At 65.0% G+C, this 15,367-nt stretch carries 12 protein-coding genes; 6 read left to right on the forward strand and 6 right to left on the reverse strand.

From position 1 onward, the window contains the following. Window positions 1-81: 81 nt before the first annotated feature. Together leuD and leuC are read right to left on the reverse strand one after the other, a co-directional pair. Window positions 82-744: a 3-isopropylmalate dehydratase small subunit gene (leuD, locus tag JHD73_RS02065; RefSeq protein ID WP_199027208.1), complete on the reverse strand. Its 663-nt coding sequence runs from the start codon at window positions 742-744 to the stop codon at window positions 82-84. After that, window positions 737-2,143 (reverse strand): 3-isopropylmalate dehydratase large subunit, encoded by a 1,407-nt coding sequence (gene leuC, locus JHD73_RS02070; RefSeq protein WP_199027210.1) that lies wholly within the window; start codon window positions 2,141-2,143, stop codon window positions 737-739. Before leuC ends, leuD begins: the two co-directional genes overlap by 8 nt. A gap of 133 nt (window positions 2,144-2,276) precedes the next feature. On the opposite strand from leuC, the gene JHD73_RS02075 reads away from it, so the two are divergent. Then, the gene (locus JHD73_RS02075; protein WP_199027212.1) at window positions 2,277-3,191 is read left to right on the forward strand and encodes a LysR family transcriptional regulator; all 915 of its coding nucleotides are present in this window, start codon (window positions 2,277-2,279) and stop codon (window positions 3,189-3,191) included. 37 nt (window positions 3,192-3,228) lie between these two features. On the opposite strand, the gene JHD73_RS02080 is transcribed toward JHD73_RS02075, so the two are convergent. The 3 genes from JHD73_RS02080 to JHD73_RS02090 all read right to left on the reverse strand — a co-directional run bounded on the left by JHD73_RS02080 (window position 3,229) and on the right by JHD73_RS02090 (window position 6,597). Then, window positions 3,229-4,536 carry an MFS transporter gene (locus tag JHD73_RS02080; RefSeq protein WP_199027214.1) on the reverse strand — a complete coding sequence of 436 codons (1,308 nt, stop codon included), beginning with the start codon at window positions 4,534-4,536 and terminating at the stop codon, window positions 3,229-3,231. 71 nt (window positions 4,537-4,607) lie between these two features. Further along, window positions 4,608-5,567 (reverse strand): dihydrodipicolinate synthase family protein, encoded by a 960-nt coding sequence (locus JHD73_RS02085; RefSeq protein WP_199027216.1) that lies wholly within the window; start codon window positions 5,565-5,567, stop codon window positions 4,608-4,610. A gap of 157 nt (window positions 5,568-5,724) precedes the next feature. Next, window positions 5,725-6,597, reverse strand: coding sequence for a LysR family transcriptional regulator (locus JHD73_RS02090; protein ID WP_199027218.1), 873 nt, complete (start codon window positions 6,595-6,597; stop codon window positions 5,725-5,727). Between the two features lie 114 nt (window positions 6,598-6,711). Between JHD73_RS02090 and JHD73_RS02095 the strand changes: the two genes are divergently transcribed. Continuing rightward, window positions 6,712-7,872 (forward strand): mandelate racemase/muconate lactonizing enzyme family protein, encoded by a 1,161-nt coding sequence (locus tag JHD73_RS02095; protein WP_199027220.1) that lies wholly within the window; start codon window positions 6,712-6,714, stop codon window positions 7,870-7,872. 59 nt (window positions 7,873-7,931) lie between these two features. On the opposite strand, the gene JHD73_RS02100 is transcribed toward JHD73_RS02095, so the two are convergent. Beyond that, window positions 7,932-8,660 (reverse strand): GntR family transcriptional regulator, encoded by a 729-nt coding sequence (locus tag JHD73_RS02100; protein WP_199027222.1) that lies wholly within the window; start codon window positions 8,658-8,660, stop codon window positions 7,932-7,934. 183 nt (window positions 8,661-8,843) lie between these two features. Between JHD73_RS02100 and JHD73_RS02105 the strand changes: the two genes are divergently transcribed. The 4 genes from JHD73_RS02105 to JHD73_RS02120 form a co-directional block, all read left to right on the forward strand. Then, window positions 8,844-10,064, forward strand: a complete 1,221-nt coding sequence (locus JHD73_RS02105) for an alanine--glyoxylate aminotransferase family protein (RefSeq protein WP_199027224.1) — start codon at window positions 8,844-8,846, stop codon at window positions 10,062-10,064. 202 nt (window positions 10,065-10,266) lie between these two features. Next, the gene (locus JHD73_RS02110; RefSeq protein WP_199027226.1) at window positions 10,267-11,541 is read left to right on the forward strand and encodes an MFS transporter; all 1,275 of its coding nucleotides are present in this window, start codon (window positions 10,267-10,269) and stop codon (window positions 11,539-11,541) included. 60 nt (window positions 11,542-11,601) lie between these two features. Next, entirely contained in the window at window positions 11,602-12,369 is a 768-nt protein-coding gene (locus tag JHD73_RS02115) for a fumarylacetoacetate hydrolase family protein (RefSeq protein WP_199027235.1), read from the forward strand. A 25-nt stretch (window positions 12,370-12,394) separates the two neighbouring features. Beyond that, window positions 12,395-15,367: FAD-binding and (Fe-S)-binding domain-containing protein (locus JHD73_RS02120; protein WP_199027237.1), on the forward strand; the 2,973-nt coding region annotated here is incomplete at its 3' end.

Here is a 15,367-nt window from a genome sequence, read left to right on the forward strand (position 1 = left end):
GACGCACGGCGCGCCTCGTCTTGAGCGAGGTGGTGAAGCGCCGGTGCTGTCGGTGCGTGTTGAGAACGGGCTGGGCCAGCCTCAGAGGCTGCTGCCCGGTGCCATTGCCGCGAGGCGTGCGCGCGTGGTGGCCGCAACGTCGCGCAGCCAGGGGCGCGTTTTCCAGTGCGTCTGCTGGAAGGCGTCGATCTCGGCCCAGCGGGCCAGCGTGGCGCCGATCATGTCCAGGCCATGCAGGAACATGTGGCGATGGCGGTCGGACAATGAGAACGTTGCCTCGACGCTGTGGCTGCGCACGGTCATCGTTTCCACATCAATGGCGATGTGGCTGGTGGCGGGGTTGGATACGTCGGCCAGGATGCGTTCGACCACTGCCGCATCGAGCATCACCAGCAGCAGGCGGTTGTTCATCGCGTTGCTGTAGAAGATCTCGCCAAAGCTCGGGGCGATGACGGCCCGGATGCCGAACTGCTGCAGGCCCCACACGGCGTGCTCGCGGCTGGAGCCGCAACCGAAATTGCTGCCGCCCACCAGCATGGAGGCCCCTTGATAGGCCGGCTGGTTGAGGACGAACGTGCTGCGCGGCTGGTGATCGGCGTCGTAGCGCAGGTCGTAGAGCAGGCCCTTGTCTAGACCGGCCTTGTCGATGCCGCGCAGGAACTGCTTGGGCATGATCTGATCGGTGTCGAGGTTGGGTGTGGGCAGCGGCGCGGCGATGCCTTCGATGCGTTGGGTGTCAGACATGGGCGGCCTCGGCTTGCTGTGCCTGCAGTTGGCGGACGTCGGTGATACGGCCGGTGATGGCCGCGGCGGCCGCCATGGCGGGGCTCATCAGGTGCGTGATGCCGCCGCGCCCCTGGCGCCCTTCAAAGTTGCGGTTGGTGGTGGAGGCGCAGCGCTCGCCGGGGGCGAGAAAGTCATCGTTCATGGCCAGGCACATTGAGCAGCCCGGCTGGCGCCATTCAAAGCCGCTGGCTTTCAGCACATCGGCAATCCCTTCCTGCTCAGCCTGGCGGCGCACCGCGCCCGAGCCAGGCACGACCATCGCACGCACGCCTGGCGCCACGTGGCGGCCGCGCACGATGGCCGCGACGGCACGCAGGTCTTCGATGCGCGCGTTCGTACACGATCCGATAAACACGCGTTGCACGGGCACACCTTCGATGGCCGTACCGGCCTGCAGGCCCGTGTAGCGCAGGGCCTGGGCGGATGCCGCGTCTGGCTGCGGGATCGTGCCCGTCACGGGAATGGCCTGATCGGGGCTGGTGCCCCAAGTCACGTACGGCGCAACGTCGCGGGCGTCGAAGCGGTGTTCGGCATCGAAGTGCGCGTCGGCATCACTGAACAATTGGCGCCAGTCGGCAAGCGCTGCGCTTACATGCGTGTTGGCCACGTCGCGCGCATGTTCCAGCACGTAGCGCGTGGCCTTGGCATCGGGTGCAATGAGCGCCCCGCGCGCACCGGCTTCCACGGCCATGTTGCACAGGGTCATGCGGGCTTCCATGGAGAGCGCGGCAATGGCGCTGCCCGTGAACTCGACCACGTAACCGCGCGCACCCTGCGCACCGATGCGGCTGATGATGTGCAGGATCAGATCTTTGGCAGTGGCGCCGTTGTGCAATTCGCCATCCACGTGGATGCGCATGTCCTGCGCCAGCCGGTAGACCAGCGTTTGCGTGGCCAGCACGTGCTCGACCTCCGACGTGCCGATCCCGAACCCCAGCGCGCCGAATGCGCCGTAGGTGGTGGTGTGGCTGTCTCCGCAGAGCACCACCATGCCGGGGCGGATCATGCCCAACTCCGGCGCGATCACGTGCTCGATGCCTTGCAGCGCGTCGTTCGTGTCGAACAGGACGATGCCGTGCTCGCTGCAGTTCTTCGCCAGGTTGGACGCCTGCAGCGCAGAGGCCGGGTCCTGGATGACGCGCACACGCACCGGGTGCGTGGGGATGATGTGGTCGACCACGGCCATCTGCTGGCCCGGCACGGCCACGGGCCGGCCTGCCTCCTCCAGCCCAGCAAAGGCTTGCGGGCTGGTGTACTCGTTCATGATGTGCAGGTCTGCGTAGAGCAGCACGTTCTGCGCATCGAGCTGGGCAACGGTGTGTGACTCCACCAGCTTTTGATACAGCGTCTTTGCCATGCTTCCTCCAATTCGGGTGGTCAGCCGGGCCTATTGGTATTGAGCCGGGACCACTGGCGAACTGGAGTGTAGACATGCAGAACGGTTTTATAATTAGCCGATAAATTTATCTATTCTTCATATAAATTGAATAATGGATCGCGTATCGGATCTGGAGTTTTTCACCCAACTGGTCAAGCAAGGCTCGCTGGCGGCGCTGGCGCGCGAGCTCGGCGTGACGCCGCCTGCCATCACCGCGCGGTTGGCGCAGCTTGAGAAGCGCTTGGGGGTGCGATTGCTCAACCGCACCACACGTCGGCTGAGCGTCACCCATGAAGGGGAGATCTATCTGGCCACTGGCGCGCGGCTGCTCGAAGAGCTGCAGGAGCTGGAGCAGACCGTCTCCAGCAGCCGGGGCACGCCCAAAGGGCTGCTGCGGGTGAATGCGACGTTCGGCTTCGGGCGCCGGCATATCGCGCCGGCCGTGGTGGCGTTTGCGCGGCGCTATCCCGAGGTGGAGCTGCAGCTTGAGCTGACCGACCGCTCCGTCAACCTGGCCGACAAGGCGTTCGACATCGGCATCTGGTTCGGCACGGTGCCGGATTCACGCATGGTGGCGCGCAAGATCGTCAGCAACCGCCGGCTGCTGTGCGCGTCGCCCGAGTATTTGAAGCGCGCGGGCGTGCCGCAGGTGCCACGTGATCTGCAATCGCACCAGTGCATCGTGCTGCGCGAAAGCGATGCCGCCTACGGCACGTGGTACCTCACGCGCGCCACCAAGCAGGAGACCATCAAGGTGCGCGGCGTACTGAGCACCAACGACGGCGAGACCGGCGTGCTGTGGGCACTGGCCGGCTATGGAATCCTGATGCGCTCGGAGTGGGACATCCACGAGCACGTGCGCGCAGGACGCCTGGTCCCGGTGCTGGCCGACTGGGCACTGCCCGTGGCCGACATCTTTGCGGTGTACCCGGAGCGCGCCAATCTGTCGGCCAAGGTGAGCGCGTTCATTGACTTTCTGACGGAGTGGTTCAGCAAGGAAGGCGCCTGGGCGGGCGCGCAGCGTTGAGGCTCGCTCCACCGCTCGCGCCATGACTGACGCCTGACTAGCGATTGACCACGCGGGCTGGCACGCACAGCACCACCAGCAGCCCGGACAACGCCAGCGTAGCCGCCACGATCAGCAGCCCCGAAGACAGCGTGTGCGTTACGGTCTTCAGCCAGCCGATCACCACCGGGCTGACGAAGCCCGCGAGGTTGCCGACGCAGTTGATGAGCGCAATGCCCGCCGCCGCACCGGCACCGCCCAGGAAGGATGTGGGCAGCGCCCAGAACATCGGCAGTGCAGTGATGACGCCCACCGCCGCCAGCGTGAGCCCGACCATCGACAACACCGCATCGTTGCCGTTGGTGGCACAAACCAGGAACCCCACGCTGGCGATCCACGCCGGGCAGGCCACATGCCAGCGGCGTTCACGTGTGCGATCCGCATGGCGGCTGGTGACGATCATGGCGAGCACGGCGGCCGAGTACGGAATCATCGTCAGCAGGCCGATTACCCAGGGCTCGTCGACACCACTGCTGCGGATCACGCTCGGCTGCCAGAAGCCGATGGCGTAGGAGCCCATGACGATGCCGAACAGGATCAGGCACAGCAGCCATACACGGCCCGAGAGGAACACGGCGCGCACCGTGCCGTGCGTGCGCGTGGGGCCGTCTGCATCGATTTCGGCTTGCACCAGTTGCTTCTCGTCGGCGCTCAGCCAGCGTGCATCGGCCACGCGGTCATCCAGCAGGAAGAAGATGACCGCGCCCAGCACGATGGAGGGCAGTGCCTCCAGGATGAACAGCCACTGCCAGCCGGCCATGCCCGACACGTCATGCATGGCCGACATGATGCTGCCCGATACCGGCCCGCCAACCAGCCCTGCGACGGGGTTGCCCGCCATCAGCAGCGCCGTCATGCGCCCGCGCCGGTGCGACGGAAACCAGTACGTGAGGTACAGAATCATTCCCGGAAAGAACCCGGCTTCGGCCACGCCCAGCAGGAAGCGCAGCACATAGAACTGTGTGGGCGTCTGCACCCATGCGGTCATGAGCGACAGCACGCCCCAGGTGACCATGATCCGCGCGATCCAGCGGCGTGCGCCCACGCGGTGCAGCATCAGGTTGCTCGGCACCTCGAAGAAGAAGTAGCCCAGGAAGAACAGCCCTGCGCCCAGCCCGTAGGCGGCTTCGCTCAGGTGCAGGCTGCTGAGCATCTGCAGCTTGGCAAAGCCCACGTTGACGCGGTCGAGGTAGGCAACGACATACCCGAGGAATAGCAGCGGCATGAGGCGGAATGCCACACGCCGGAAGGCGGTGTCGGCCGGGCTGGCAATGGCCAGCGGCGGCATGGAAGTGCGCATGAACATGGTGGTCTCCTGATGTGCCCGCGCAGTCGGTTCCGCTGCGCGAGTCGTTTGTTGTGTGTGGTGCTTGTTGCTTATTGACTGTCAGCGCATGCCGGCTCGCAGGCCAGTGCATGCGCGTCGGGGATGACGAAGCCGGCGCGCGCCAGGTGGTCCTCCAGATCCAGGCGTTGCCGCGTGTCCAGTTCAACCAGCGGCGGGCGCACGCGTGTCCAGGTCTCGTCGGCGGATTGCCACGCCATGGCTGCCTTCATCGCTGGGATGATCGGGTACTGCTGGAAGATTGCCCGCGTGGCATTGAGCGCGTGCTGCTGGGCCTGCGCATCGGGCAGTTGCCATTCGCGCACGAGCCGCATGATCGCGTCGGGGTTGATGTTGCCGGTGGCCGTGATGCAACCCGCGCCGCCGTGCTGCAGCGTGCGCAGCAGCACGGTTTCATTGCCCGCGAATACGGAGAACGCATCGGACTGGAATGTCTCGATCAAGCGTGCGGTGTGATCCCAATCACCGCCGCTGTCCTTGATGCCTGCAATCGTGCCGGGAAAAGCGTTGAGCAACCGCTCAATCAGCGCCATGCTGATGCCGACCTGCGCCACCAGGGGGATGTGATACAGAACCACGCGCAGTCGCGCATCGGCCACGGCTTCGATCACCTGCGCGAAGCCGCGGAACAGGCCTTCATCGCTCACGCCTTTGTAGAAGAACGGCGGCAGCATCAGCACGCCGGCGCATCCGCGCGTCACGGCGTGGCGGGTCAGGGCGATGGCGTCGGGCAGGGCACATGCGCCCGTGCCGGGCAGCATGCGGGCGGGCGGCAGGCCGGCGTCGATCAGCCCATCCAGCAGGTCGCGCTTCTCTGCGCATGAGAGGGAATTCGCCTCAGAGTTCGTACCGAACAGCGCCAACCCCACATCGCGCGCCAGCAACCAGCGGCAATGTCGGACCAGGTGTTCAAGGGAGGGTGAGCCGTCCGCCAGGAACGGCGTTAGCACAGGCGAGAGCACGCCGCGCAGCGCGGCGGAGGGCACAGTCATCGTGATGTCTCCTTCAGGCAGCGGCTGGTCGTTGCTGATGAACGCCGATGGCCGCTTGGGTTTTGGGCAGTATTGCGTGCCCAAACGCCATGAAGAAGCACGGTCTCCTTGCTTCAGACAGTAGAAATTTTGATGTTCGGCGGGCGCGGGTTGGGCGCTAGTGGGGCAGCGTCAGCGCGGTCTGCAGGAAGGCCTGCACCAGGCGGATGCGCACCGACGTGCGCCCCCACAGCATGCCGACCACCCGCTTCGGGAACGGATGAGGCATGGGCCACCTAGCCAGCGACAGCCCCGCAAACCGCGTCATCAGCCAATCGGGCACGAGCGACACACCCAGCCCGCGGTCCACCAGCACGGCAATGGAATCGAGCCCGTCCAGCTCGCACCGCTGATGCGGCTTGATGCCGTGCTGGCGCAGATAGCCATCGGCAAGCTGCCCGCCGACAGCACTGCGGTCATAGCGGATGAAGGGTTGGGTTTGCAGCACGGTGTGCGGATCATCGACGTGCATGGCGGCGGTGGTCAGCAGCACCAGCGGTTCCTCACGCAAGGTCTGCCATCCACAACTCTTGGGCAGATCAAATAGCGGCTGCACCAGCAGCGCGGCATCGAGGTCGCCGTCGACGACTTTGCGGTAGAGATCATTGGAGTTGCCGGGCTCCAGGTAGAGGTCGATCTGCGGATGCGCGGCCAGCAGCTTGGCCAGCACATCGGGGATCAGGCTCGTCATCATGGTGGGCGTGCCGCCCAGCCGCAGTTGCCCGGTCAGCGCCGTTGCATCGGACAGATCGGATTGCAGATCCCGGATGCCGCGTAGCACGCCGCGCGCGCGCTCCAGAATGCGTTCGCCCGCCTCCGTGGCGGCAACGGTGCGGCCCGAGCGGCGCACGAGCGGCACGCCTAGTTCGTCCTCCAGCATCTTGATGCGCTGGGACACGGCAGCCGGTGTCAGGTCGAGCCGCCGGGCCGCCTCCGCAATGGACCCGAGTTCAATCACGTGGACAAAGCTCTGCAGGTATCGGGAGTCCATCGATAAAATTTCTATCGTTTCAAGAAGGCAAAGGATACTGTTTCTGACGGACTTGAAACTCCACACTTTCCCGCATCGGCTGCAGTCGTGGCCGGCTAACTGGAGGAGAGTGCAATGCCAACAATTGAGTCCGTTTCGGTCTGCGTAGCCAGCGTGCCGTTGGATCGTGTGACGTCGTTTGCCACGCGCACGGTGGCGCAGCGTCAGTACGGCCTGGTCAAGGTCAGGTCGACCGACGGCGTGGAAGGCATCGGTTTTTGCTATGTCGGCCACGCGGGTGGCGATGTGCTGCGCGCGGCGGTCGAGCAACTGCTGGCGCCGGTGCTGATCGGCAAGGACAGCTACGCCGTCGAGGGTTTGTGGCAGACGATGTATCAGGAGGCGCTGCTGCACGGCCGCGCCGGCTGCGTTATGCGCGCGCTCAGTATTCTGGACACCGCGCTGTGGGATCTCAACGCGCGCTCGCACGGCGTGCCGCTGCACAAATACCTGGGCGCGGTCGAGCTGGAGAGCGTGCCGGCCTACGCCAGCGGCGGCTACTACCTGGATGGCAAGACGCCTGAAATGCTGGGCGAGGAAATGGCCTCGTACGTGGCCATGGGCTTCAAGGCCGTGAAGATGAAGGCCGGCCGCCTGAGCCCCGTGGAAGAAGAGAAGCGCGTGCGAGCCGCGCGTGAAGCCATCGGCCCGGACGTTGAGCTGATGCTCGACATCAACAACGGCTGGCAAGACACCACGCAGGCGCTGCAGCACCTGCGCCGCATCGAGCAATACGACCCGTACTTTGTGGAAGAGCCGTTCTCGCCCGACGACATTGACAACCACGCGCGCCTGGCCAAGCTGACGCGCGTGCCGGTGGCCACCGGAGAGATCGGCTACGGCCGCTGGTATCACAAGGAGCTGCTGGACAAGGGCGGTGCAGCCATCCTGCAGACCGATGCGGTGGTGTGCGGCGGCATTACCGAATGGCGACGCATTGCGGCCACGGCGGCCAGCTACGGCGTGGTCATGTGCCCGCATTGGTTTCACGATGTGCACGCACCGCTGGTGGCGGCCACGCCCAACGCGCGCTATGTCGAATTCTTCTGGGATGACCAGGTACTGAATTTCCGCCGCCTGGTGGATCGGCAACTGGAGCACAAGCAGGGCCGCGTCATGCTGCATACCGGCGCAGGGCTCGGCTTCAACTTTGACGAGGCGGCGGTGCAGCGCTATGGCCGCTGGACGGTGATCGGCGCCAAGGTTGCGCAGGTCGTGCAGAAGACCGGTACCTGATCAGCAGTTCAGCGTGAAGACGGCCGGCATTCATGTGCCGGCCGTTTGTGGCTTGCGGGCTATGCCAGCTTGCGCGCGCCTTGTGCGTGCTCCGCTTCCAGATACATCTGCAGCACGGCATCGCGCTTTTCCAGCAGGTGGCGGCGCAGGATGCCCGCCAGTGCCTTGCCGTCGCGCGCTTCCAGCGCCTTGATCATCTCTTCGTGATCGTGCACGGCGCGGTCCCACTTATCGACGTGCTGGTTGGAGCGAAAGCGCATCGACATGATGCGGCGGTTGATCGCGTCATACGTGTTGCGCAGCGCCGAGTTGCGCGCCGCCTCGTTGATGCGGTTGTGGATTTCCTGGTTGCGGCTGTAGTAGCCCGGCAGGTCGTTCTGCGCGCGGCAGGCCAGCATGGCGTAGTGCAGCGCCTTGATCTCGGCCAGCTCCACGGGGGTGATGCGCTCGCAGGCCAGCTCACCGGAAAACGCCTCCAGCCCCGACATCAATTCAAATGTCTCGCGGATCTCCGATTCGCTCATGCGGTAGACGCTCGCGCCGCGGTTGGGCGACAGCACGAGCAGCCCCTCGGCCGCCAGCACCTTGAATGCCTCGCGCAGTGGCGTACGCGAGATGCCCAGCGTCTCGCACAGTTCGCGCTCGTTCAGGCGCATGCCCGGCGCCAGCACGCCTTCCACGATGAACTTGCGCAGGTGCTCGACCACGGTGTCATGCAGGCGCTGGCGCTCCAGCCGGGGCAGTGCCGGCGCACTGCTGCTCACGCCCATTTCTTCTGAATCTTGCATGCAAAGTCCTTTCTTCTTGCTTGCAATGATTTTACTGCAACTCGCTCCAACCGCATATTGCACTGCAAACGTCGGGTAAACACCGTCATTTTCGGCAAATTCTTAGCTTGGAATCCGTCGGCACTCTCTGATAGAGTATTTTGCATGCAAAATTCAAGATTCAACCACGGAGACAAGACAGCGATGCTGCAACTCGATTTCCATCCCGCCGGCCGCCACTTTCTGCAGATTCCGGGGCCGAGCCCGGTGCCCGACCGCATCCTGCGGGCGATGAGCTATCCGACCATCGACCACCGCGGTCCGGAGTTCGGCGCGCTGGGCCGCAAGGTGCTGGCTGACATCAAGAAGATCTTCAAGACTGAGCAGCCGGTGATCATCTATCCGGCCTCTGGTACTGGCGCGTGGGAAGCCGCGCTCACCAATACGTTGAGCCCCGGCGATACGGTGCTGATGTACGAGACGGGCCACTTCGCCACGCTGTGGAAGAAGATGGCCGAGGCGCTGGGCCTGAAGCCCGAGTTCATCGGCTTGCCTGGTATCGAGGGTTGGCGGCGTGGCGTGCAGGCCGACATGATTGAAGCGCGCCTGCGTGCGGATACCGCGCACACCATCAAGGCCGTTTGCGTGGTGCACAACGAAACGTCGACGGGCGTGACGTCCAACATCGCAGCGGTGCGCCGTGCCATCGATGCGGCGAGCCACCCGGCGCTGCTGCTGGTCGACACCATCTCGGGCCTGGCCTCGGCCGACTATCGCCATGACGAGTGGGGCGTGGACGTGACCGTTTCCGGTTCGCAGAAAGGGTTGATGCTGCCGCCGGGCATCAGCTTCAACGCGCTGTCTGCCAAGGCCATCGCGGCCAGCAAGCACGCCAAACTGCCGCGCGCGTTCTGGGGCTGGGAAGAGATCATCGAAGCCAACAAGAATGGCTACTGGCCCTACACACCCAATACGAACCTGCTCTATGGCCTGTCGGAAGCGCTCGACATGATCCTGGGCGAGGGGCTGGACAATGTATTCGCGCGCCACGAGCGTTTGGCCGAAGCCACGCGCCGTGCGGTGCGTGCGTGGGGCCTGCAGATCCAGTGTGCCGACCCGGCTGTCTATAGCCCCGTGCTGACCGGCGTGATGATGCCCGAGGGCGTGGATGCCGATGCCGTGCGCAAGATCATCTACGAACGCTTCGACATGTCGCTGGGGCAGGCGCTGGGCAAGATTCGCGGCACGATGTTCCGCATCGGCCACCTGGGCGATTGCAACGACCTCACGCTGATGGCCACGCTCACCGGTTGCGAGATGGGCCTCAAGTTGGCCGGCGTGCCGGTGGCCGCCAGCGGCGTGGTCGCAGCGATGGAGTACCTGGCCTCGCACACGCACACGCCCGCCTTGCGCGCGGCTGCCTGAGCGTTCTCCCAACCCGAGGGCGCTGACCCACAACCGGCGCCCTCCTAAACGAAGCACCCCTCCAGCAGACAGCGATGGCTGCGCCGTACGACTCAGTCGGCGCGTGGCCAGGGCGGCGTGCGCCCCGCCCGATCGCTCAGCGACCAAGCAGCCGGACAAAGAGCCGGCCTCTGCTGCAGGCCCACCACCAAGGAGACAAGACATGAAGCTGTTCCGAGCGACCAACGTCGTGCTGGTGATGCTATGCGTGATGTATTTCGTCACCTACCTCGACCGCGTGAATGTGAGCACCGCAGCTGCGGGCTTCGGCAACGAGTTCGGGTTGAACAAGACGGAGATCGGGCTGGTGTTCTCCGCGTTTGCGTATCCGTATCTTGTGTTCCAGATCATCGGCGGCTGGGTGAGCGATCGCTTTGGCGCGCGCCGCACGCTGCTGGTGTGCGGCGTGCTGTGGGCTATCGCCACGCTGCTCACAGGCATGGCGAGTGGGCTGATCTCGCTGCTGGCCGCGCGGCTGCTGCTGGGCCTGGGTGAAGGCGCGACCTTCCCGGCGGCCACGGCGGCCATGTCGCGCTGGGTGGCGCGCGAGAAGCGCGGCTTTGCGCAGGGCATCACCCATGCGTTCGCGCGTGTCGGCAATGCCGTCGCCCCGGCCGCCGTGGTGGCCATCATGGCCGTGTATGGCTGGCGAGAGTCGTTCTATATCTGCGGTGTCATCAGCCTGGTCTGGGTGGTGCTGTGGGCGCTGGTCTACACCGAGCACCCGAAAGACCACCCGCGCATCACGCAGCAGGAACTCGACGTGTTGCCTGCCCCCAAGCAGAAGCCGACCAGCGTGCCGTGGGGTCCGTTGTTCAAGCGCATGGCGCCCGTGACGGTGGTCTATTTTTGCTACGGCTGGACGCTCTGGCTGTTCCTGAGCTGGATCCCGCAGTACTTCCTGCATAGCTACTCGCTGGACTTGAAGAAGTCTGCCGTGTTCGCTTCAGCCGTCTTCTTTGCTGGGGTGGTGGGCGACACGCTGGGCGGCATCGTGACTGACAAGATCTACGCCCGGACCGGCAGCCTCAAGCGTGCCCGCAGCTGGATGGTGGCGCTGTGCATGCTGCTGACCATGCTGTCGCTGCTGCCGTTGCTGTTCATGCACGACCTGTATGTATCGATGGCGTGTCTGGCTGCCGGCTTCTTCTTTGCCGAGATGACGATCGGGCCGATGTGGGCCGTGCCGATGGACATTGCACCGGAACACTCGGGCACGGCCAGCGGCATGATGAATTCGGGCTCCGCGCTGGCGGCCATCCTGTCGCCGGTTATCTCCGGCTACGTGATCGACCGCTTCGGCAGTTGGGAGCTGCCCTTCATCGGCAGCATGGTGCTGATGGGCCTGGGTGTGGTGCTGGCTTTCCGCATGCAGCCGGAGAGCCGCTTTGCCAATCCCCCCGCAGCACCGGTGGCCACCGAACGTTCACCGGCCTGATGTGAACCTGATGCCAACCGGGTGCCGCTGCGGTGGCACCCGCCAATCTCACGCTTTCCCATGATCGACTCCACAGAGACCTTGGCCGAACGCCTTGCGGCCGGCTGGCAAGGCGGCGTTGCATTTGCCGAGCTACCGCACGAACTCATCCCCACCAGCGCAGAGGCGGCGTATGCCGCGCAAGCGCAGCTGCTGATTGCCCGCGGCACCACCATCGGTGCATGGAAAGTGGGCGCCAAAGGACCGGACGCGCCCATTCAGTGCTCACCCTTGCCCCAGAGTGGTTTGCACTTTCACGGCGCCAAGTTGCCGCAGCATGCGTTTCGCCCGTTGGGGCTGGAACTGGAGATCGCCTTCTGCTTTGGCCGCGCATTCGCTGCACGTGCGCAGCCGTACGACGATGCCGAGGTGCTGGACGGCATCGCCTACATGGCCGCCGCCGTGGAGATCGTCTCCAGCCGCTTCCACGAGTGGCCGGCCGTCGACCGGTTCGCGCAGCTTGCCGATCTGCAGAACCACGGCGCGTTGGTCATGGGCGAGGTGGTGGCGTATCGCGCGGATTTTCCATTCGTGGCACCGAGCCTGTCATTCACCGTGAACAGCCGCAACGTGGTCGATTGTGCGCCGGCCAACCCCGCGGGGGACCCGCGCCGCTTGCTGCCCTGGCTTGTCAATCACGCCACGCAGCGCGGCATGACGCTGCCGTCCGGCACGCTTGTCACCACCGGCTCGTACACGGGCATGCATTTCCCAGACACAGCAACCGGCCCGAACGCCGTGTTTGGCCGTATCGACGGCCTGCCGCCCGTGGGCTTCACGCTCGCCTGAAACGCTGTTCTTCACTTGCTCCGCCATGAACGCCAGCACCCCCGCCTCATTGCTCCAACCCGTGCGCTTCGTGCCCTCGCAGGGCGCGGCGCTTTCACCACTGTTTGCCCGACTGCGCAAGGAACTGCGCGGCGATGTGCTGGCTGACCGTGCCAGCCGTGGCCGCTATGCGACCGACGCGTCGATCTACCAGATCATGCCGCTGGGCGTGGTCGTGCCGCGCGACCAGGCCGATCTGCTGCGCGCGCTCGACATTGCGCGCGACCAGAAGATTCCCGTGCTGGCACGCGGTGCGGGCACCAGCCAGTGCGGCCAGACCGTGGGCGAGGCGCTTGTCATCGACAACAGCAAGTGGCTCAACCGTGTGATCGAGTTCGATGCGCAGGCACGCACGGTTACCGTCGAACCCGGCATCGTGTTGGACCATCTGAACGCGTGGCTTAAACCGCATGGGCTGTGGTTTCCGGTGGATGTGTCGACCGGCGCGCAATGCACGATCGGTGGTATGGCGGGCAACAACTCGTGCGGTTCGCGCTCGATCGAGTACGGCAACATGGTGCACAACGTGCTCGCCATCGATGCGGTGCTGGCCGACGGCAGCGATTGCCATTTCGGCTCGGTCGTCAACGGGATTGCCGGTGGCCGCACGTTTGAGCTGCTGCGCGGGCTGGAGCGCATCGCCCAACGTGAGCGCGACGAGATCATCGAGCGCGTGCCCAAGGTGCTGCGCCGTGTGGCCGGCTACAACATCGATCTGTTCGATTGCCAGAACCCGCGCGCCTACACCGACGATGGGCACGCCAACCTGTCGCACATCCTGGTCGGCTCAGAGGGCACGCTGGCCTACAGCCGCCAGATCACGCTCAAGCTGGCGTCGCTACCAGCGCACAAGGTGCTGGGGGTCGTGAACTTCCCAACCTTCTATCAGGCGATGGACATGACGCAGCACATCGTCAAGCTCAGGCCCGTGGCGGTGGAGCTGGTCGATCGCACGATGATCGACCTGTCGATGGAGAACCCCGCCTTCCGGCCTGTCATCGAGAAGGCGCTGGTGGGCGAGCCGCAGGCCATCCTGCTGGTGGAGTTTGCCGGCGAGACGCGGGATGCACTGCTCGCGCAGCTCGATCGTCTGAGCGAGCTGATGGCCGATCTGGGCCTGCCCGACAGCGTGGTGAAGATACCCGAGGCCGGCCCGCAGAAGGCGCTATGGGATGTGCGCAAGGCCGGCCTGAACATCATGATGAGCATGAAGGGTGACGGCAAGCCGGTGTCCTTCATTGAAGACTGTGCGGTGCCGCTTGAACATTTGGCTGAGTACACGAGCAAGCTGACCGAGGTCTTCCACAAGCACGAGACCGAAGGCACGTGGTACGCCCACGCCAGCGTCGGCACGTTGCATGTGCGGCCGATTCTCGACATGCGCCGCGATGGCGCCAAGCGCATGCGCGAGATTGCCGAAGAGGCTGCCGCGCTGGTGCGCGAGTACAAGGGCGCGTACTCAGGTGAACACGGCGACGGCCTGTGTCGTGGCGAGTGGGTGGCCTGGCAATACGGCCCGCGCATCAACGCGGCCTTTGCTGAGATCAAGGCGCTGTTCGACCCCGACAATCGCTTCAACCCGGACAAGATCGTCAACCCACCGCGCATGGATGCGCGCGAGCATTTCCGGTTTGCGCCGGGCTATTCGGCCATGCCGATGCGGCCTGCGCTGGATTGGTCGGCATGGAACGTCAAGCGCGATCCGCTCACGGGGGAGGAAACCGCACCCGGCACCGGTACGGATCTGTCGCACGGTCTCGCTTCTGCCGTAGAGATGTGCAACAACAACGGCCATTGCCGCAAGTTTGACGCCGGCACCATGTGCCCGAGCTACCGCGTCACGCGTGACGAGCAGCACGTGACGCGTGGCCGGGCCAACACGCTGCGTCTGGCGGTGTCGGGCCAGCTGGGTCCCGATGGGTTGGCCAGTGAAGACGTGAAGGCCGCGTTGGACCTGTGTGTATCGTGCAAGGGCTGCAAGCGCGACTGCCCGACCGGCGTTGACATGGCACGCTTCAAGATCGAGGCGCGCCACGCGTGGAACCGCGCACACGGCACCACGCTGCGTGAACGCCTGGTCGCCTATCTGCCGCGCTATGCACCCTGGGCCACGCGCTTACGTGGGGTGTTGGCGCTGGCCGATGGCGTGCCGTTTGTCTCGGGCCGCGTCAAACAATGGATGGGCCTGGCGCCGCAGCGCTCGCTGCCGAGGTTTGCCAAGCCGTTCCTGTCTGATGTGCGTGCAACGGTCGCGCCAGCCGAGTCAGCCACGCGTGATGTCCTGCTCTTTGTTGATACCTTCAGCAATACGCAGGAGCCCGAGAATGCACGCGCCGCGCAGGCCGTGCTCGAAGCCGCCGGCTACACCGTGCACTTCAACGTGCGCCCCGGCGAACGCCCACTTTGCTGTGGCCGCACGTTCCTCGCCGCCGGCTTGGTCGACGAGGCCAAGGCAGAGGCGCGCCGCACGCTGGATGCATTGCGCCCGTACCTGGAGCGCGGCGTTGCCATTGTCGGGCTGGAGCCGTCGTGTCTGCTCTCCATGCGAGACGAATTCCTGACCTATGGCTATGGCGATGCCGCGCGGCAACTGGCTGACCACGCCTTCCTGTTCGAAGAGTTTCTTGTGCGTGAGCGCAAGGCTGGCCGCTTGTCGCTGCAGTTGAAAGCGTTGGACGCGCCTGAAGCATTGGTACATGGCCACTGCCACCAGAAAGCATTCGACGCATTTACGCCGGTGCAGACCGTGCTGGGGTGGATTCCCGGGCTGAAAGTGCTGACGGTGGAATCATCGTGCTGCGGTATGGCTGGCAGCTTCGGCTACGAGGCGGAGCACTATGCCGCCTCGCAGGCGATGGCGGAACTGTCACTACTGCCGGCGGTGCGCGAGCGTGCGGCGGGGGCGATCGTCGTGGCAGATGGCACGAGTTGCCGGCATCAGATCAAGGATGGTGCACAG

The sequence above is a fragment of the Ralstonia sp. ASV6 genome (assembly GCF_016429285.1).
Classification (GTDB): domain Bacteria; phylum Pseudomonadota; class Gammaproteobacteria; order Burkholderiales; family Burkholderiaceae; genus Ralstonia; species Ralstonia flaminis.

Excerpts from the sequence above, each read along its gene's own strand:
- JHD73_RS02095 (WP_199027220.1), top strand. The coding sequence starts at position 6,712 with ATGCCAACAATTGAGTCCGTTTCGGTCTGCGTAGCCAGCGTGCCGTTG.
- JHD73_RS02105 (WP_199027224.1), top strand. The coding sequence starts at position 8,844 with ATGCTGCAACTCGATTTCCATCCCGCCGGCCGCCACTTTCTGCAGATT.
- JHD73_RS02075 (WP_199027212.1), top strand. The coding sequence starts at position 2,277 with ATGGATCGCGTATCGGATCTGGAGTTTTTCACCCAACTGGTCAAGCAA.
- JHD73_RS02110 (WP_199027226.1), top strand. The coding sequence starts at position 10,267 with ATGAAGCTGTTCCGAGCGACCAACGTCGTGCTGGTGATGCTATGCGTG.
- leuC (WP_199027210.1), bottom strand. The coding sequence starts at position 2,143 with ATGGCAAAGACGCTGTATCAAAAGCTGGTGGAGTCACACACCGTTGCC.
- JHD73_RS02080 (WP_199027214.1), bottom strand. The coding sequence starts at position 4,536 with ATGTTCATGCGCACTTCCATGCCGCCGCTGGCCATTGCCAGCCCGGCC.
- leuD (WP_199027208.1), bottom strand. The coding sequence starts at position 744 with ATGTCTGACACCCAACGCATCGAAGGCATCGCCGCGCCGCTGCCCACA.
- JHD73_RS02085 (WP_199027216.1), bottom strand. The coding sequence starts at position 5,567 with ATGACTGTGCCCTCCGCCGCGCTGCGCGGCGTGCTCTCGCCTGTGCTA.
- JHD73_RS02090 (WP_199027218.1), bottom strand. The coding sequence starts at position 6,597 with ATGGACTCCCGATACCTGCAGAGCTTTGTCCACGTGATTGAACTCGGG.
- JHD73_RS02115 (WP_199027235.1), top strand. The coding sequence starts at position 11,602 with ATGATCGACTCCACAGAGACCTTGGCCGAACGCCTTGCGGCCGGCTGG.
- JHD73_RS02100 (WP_199027222.1), bottom strand. The coding sequence starts at position 8,660 with ATGCAAGATTCAGAAGAAATGGGCGTGAGCAGCAGTGCGCCGGCACTG.